Source organism: Pseudomonas sp. SIMBA_041 (genome assembly GCF_046535095.1).
Lineage (GTDB): Bacteria > Pseudomonadota > Gammaproteobacteria > Pseudomonadales > Pseudomonadaceae > Aquipseudomonas > Aquipseudomonas mucoides.
The window spans coordinates 1-287 of sequence record NZ_JAWRXJ010000180.1 but is presented as its reverse complement, the minus strand read 5'-3'; the positions used below and the strand labels follow the sequence as shown (position 1 = coordinate 287).

The 287-nt window shown below is 58.9% G+C and carries 1 protein-coding gene; it reads left to right on the top strand.

The genetic code is table 11. The annotated features are described in order from the left end of the window. A partial coding sequence (locus SB725_RS30750) for a ClpXP protease specificity-enhancing factor SspB (RefSeq protein WP_410923146.1) occupies positions 1–261 on the top strand: 261 nt, incomplete at its 5' end. Positions 262–287 lie beyond the last annotated feature (26 nt).

Sequence of the window (287 nt, the reverse complement as noted above, 5' to 3'; positions counted from 1 at the left end):
CCACAAGCCGTGCGGCATTTGCACATGGACAACAAGGCGGTCAGCTTCGAAGGGCGCTTCGCCGGTGTGCCACACACCCTGTACGTGCCTATCGCCTCGATCCTGGGGATTTACGCCCGGGAGCACGGTCAGGGCATGGTGTTCGATCTGGAATCGCCTATGGAAGACGAAGAAGAGATTGAGCCGGATGATGATATTCCGCCACCCGAGAGCGAGCCGCCGCGTCCCAGCGGTCGGCCCAGTTTGAAAGTGGTGAAGTAATAAAAAAGGCGATCCGGATGGATCGC